This is a genomic window from Maribacter sp. ACAM166, assembly GCF_005771495.1.
Lineage (GTDB): Bacteria > Bacteroidota > Bacteroidia > Flavobacteriales > Flavobacteriaceae > Maribacter.
Map to the genome: position 1 here is coordinate 1 of NZ_VAUW01000081.1, position 3,230 is coordinate 3,230.

The window sequence follows — 3,230 nt, forward strand, 5'->3', positions numbered from 1 at the left end:
CGACTTCGTCATTCAGGTGGGCATTCTTTCTGTAAGCAACATTCATTCTATCAAGGAGAGAAGTGTTTCCGCCTAAGTCGGATTCCAACTGCTGAATGAATTTTACCGACTTGTCAATTCCGCATCCGCTGGTCGAAGTAGTTTTTTCATCTACGCATACTATAATAAAACGATTGTGAAAGATTTCAATGCAAGCATTCATCGTTTTTCCGTGCGAAGTCCACTCAGAAATAAAACGTTCTGCTTTAGTTTTTAGTTGCGTACTTTCAGTTTCAGAAAACTCACGGATAGATTGGTATATCCATACCCGTGAGTGCAATGGCATATCTTTAAAATTTATCATTTATAGCCTTATTGTTAACAATTCTCTTCAAAAGCGGCCTTTAGGTTATCGGCAATCAGCTCTGCCGACTTTCCTTCAATATGGTGTCGTTCTATAAAATGAACCAATTTTCCATCTTTGAACAATCCTACACAAGGCGATGACGGAGGAAAGGGTAGAAAATGTTTGCGTGCTTGTTCAGTAGCTACAGCGTCAAAGCCGGCAAACACAGTTGTAATACGGTCAGGGCGCTTGGTTTCTAACAAAGAAAGTTTTACTCCTGGGCGTGCGGCACCGGCAGCACATCCACAAACTGAATTAACAACTACTAACACGGTGCCTTTTGAGTTAACGGCAGCATCTACTTCCGCAGCGTTGCGGAGGTCTTCAAAACCAACAGAGGTAAGTTCTTCCTTCATTGGCATTACTAATTGTTCTGGATACATAGTGTAAAATTTAAGAATTAAAATAAATTCAAGGTTTTAAAGAGAACCCTAATAAACTCTATATAGTTTTTAATTTGTACTCGTAATTATAAATTATTCGCTTGACCCTATATTAAAAACGGGATAAAAGTTATGTTTTATAAGTCCATTAATTGGATTTTTGCGCGATACCAAGCGTCATTTTGATATTTTACCATTTAACATCTGCCACCTTAACTATTGGTTCTTTTGCATTTTGTATAGACACTTGTTGTGCCACCTTACGTGCCATTTCCATATAGGCAATAGCTTGCGGTGTGTTATCTTGAAGTACAGCTGGGTTTCCCGAATCACCAGATTCGCAGATGCTTTGTACCAATGGTATTTCACCCAATAATGGGACTTCTAATTCTTCTGCAAGTTTTTTTGCTCCGTCTTTACCAAAAATATAATATAGCTTCTCAGGCTCGTCTGGCGGACTGAAATAAGACATGTTTTCTACAATGCCTAAAACAGGTACATTTATTGATGGTAACTGAAACATTCCAACTCCTTTTTTCGCATCTGCCAACGCTACAAATTGAGGAGTGCTTACAATTACTACCCCATTCAAAGGAACGGCACCAACCAACGTTAAATGAATGTCACCAGTTCCGGGAGGTAAATCAATAATCATATAATCTAATTCCCCCCAATGTGCTTCCTGAAACAATTGAACAACCGCTTTTGATGCCATTGGCCCACGCCATACAAGGGCTTGGGAAGTATCCACAAAAAATCCGATAGATAATAATTTGACACCAAAACTTTCTATGGGAATCATTTTATTTACACCGTCAATCTCTTTAGTCATTGGTTTTGCATCCATTACATCAAACATAATGGTTTGTGAGGGACCATAAATATCGGCATCAACCAAACCAACCGATGCACCTAACTTCACCAAAGCTAAAGCTAAGTTGGAAGCCACTGTTGATTTCCCGACACCTCCTTTGCCTGATGCTACCCCAATAATGTTTTTTACGTTTGGCAACATAGGTCCACTGCCTTTCCGCGATGTCACATCAGATGTCATTTTCACATTTACATTTGCTTCTTCATCTATATAATGCAAAACTGCATTTACGCAAGCCTTATGAATCATTTCTTTCATTGGGCAAGCAGGTGTTGTAAGTACTACGGTAAAACGGACGCTTTTACCAGCTACTTCTAAATCCTTTATCATACCAAGCGTTACCAAATCTTTTTTTAAATCTGGATCTTCTACATTTTTTAACGCTTCTAAAACTTGTTCTTTCGTTATGTTCATTTTTGCCCTCCTTCCAGTTTATATTATTTTTTTGTGAAAACGATTCGCTAAATTTAACTTGCTGTCAAATTTTATATTGTATTTACTTCCCTTACCATAACCATTCTATCATCACCGGCAGAAACCAAATAATTATGATACGTACTCCAGATTAATTTATTTACAGAATGTGTATGTGCTTCAAAATTTTCTTTTGTGATGCGTTTTAATAATTGATATGTTTTTGCATCCCAAATTTTGATCGTTTTATCACGGCTGGCAGTTGCAAATAAGGTCGCGTCAGGATTAAATACGATATCGTAAATAGCCCAATTATGGGCAGGAATTGACTTTACTAATTCATAATTTCCTACTTGCCAAATATTCAAATGAGCATCTCTTCCTCCTGTTAAAAGAAATTTCCCGTCAGGGCTGTACCGCACAACATTTGCTGCAAGCTCATGCGCAATAAAATCTTTTTTATGATCCAATGTGTGCAAGTCAAATACAAGAATGTTGCAATCACCTAAGGCAACGGCTATTTCGGAAGTCGTATAATTAAAATCAATGCTGCGTACTTTCTCATGTGATAGTTTTTTCATTTTAATCAATGATAACGTATCGAATGAGCAAACTGCTAAATTACCATCGCCACCGGCTGTATAAAAACAATTGGTTTTTAATGAATATTTTATATCAAAAACGGGTGCCTGATGATGTTGCAGTATTTTGATTTCTTCTTTTTTCTCTAAATCAAGTATGTGAATACTTCCTGTAGTTGTTCCTGCAAGCAATATGTTTTTTTCAGGAATATGACAAATGGTATAAATAGGTGCTGGCAATGATGCTGAAAACTTTTCGGCTTGCTGGGTTTCTAAATTCCATAATGCGATAAACCGATCACTGCCACCTGTAAAAACAGTGTGCTCAGACATGCCTTTATCCATCGCGTATACACAACCGCTGTGTCCGGTAAGTGTTGCGATGTATTTTACATCAATACTCATTTCTTTTATTGTCTCCATTTATTTTATCGTTCGCCTAAAAAAATCTAATATTTAGAAGTGTCATTTAATAATACTATGCCGAAAAATTATTTTTGCTTTACAAAATTAATAACCCCACCTTTTAAGATATGTTCAACTTGTCTCTCACTGATACTGTAAGTAAGTGGAATTCTAATATTTTTTCCAAC

3 protein-coding genes and 1 pseudogene are annotated in these 3,230 nt (G+C 36.9%); all 4 read right to left on the reverse strand.

Annotated features, from left to right (window positions below):
- Positions 1-325 (reverse strand): annotated as a pseudogene (locus ES765_RS21325) (ABC transporter ATPase); the annotation flags it as partial.
- A 32-nt stretch (positions 326-357) separates the two neighbouring features.
- Positions 358-768, reverse strand: a complete 411-nt coding sequence (locus ES765_RS21330) for a BrxA/BrxB family bacilliredoxin (RefSeq protein WP_138116529.1) — start codon at positions 766-768, stop codon at positions 358-360.
- Between the two features lie 190 nt (positions 769-958).
- The gene (locus ES765_RS21335) at positions 959-2,056 is read right to left on the reverse strand and encodes an Mrp/NBP35 family ATP-binding protein (RefSeq protein ID WP_138116531.1); all 1,098 of its coding nucleotides are present in this window, start codon (positions 2,054-2,056) and stop codon (positions 959-961) included.
- A 71-nt stretch (positions 2,057-2,127) separates the two neighbouring features.
- Positions 2,128-3,060 (reverse strand): WD40 repeat domain-containing protein, encoded by a 933-nt coding sequence (locus ES765_RS21340; protein ID WP_138116533.1) that lies wholly within the window; start codon positions 3,058-3,060, stop codon positions 2,128-2,130.
- Positions 3,061-3,230: the final 170 nt, after the last annotated feature.

Coding starts and splice junctions, on each gene's coding strand:
- ES765_RS21330 (WP_138116529.1), bottom strand. CDS start 768: ATGTATCCAGAACAATTAGTAATGCCAATGAAGGAAGAACTTACCTCT.
- ES765_RS21335 (WP_138116531.1), bottom strand. CDS start 2,056: ATGAACATAACGAAAGAACAAGTTTTAGAAGCGTTAAAAAATGTAGAA.
- ES765_RS21340 (WP_138116533.1), bottom strand. CDS start 3,060: ATGGAGACAATAAAAGAAATGAGTATTGATGTAAAATACATCGCAACA.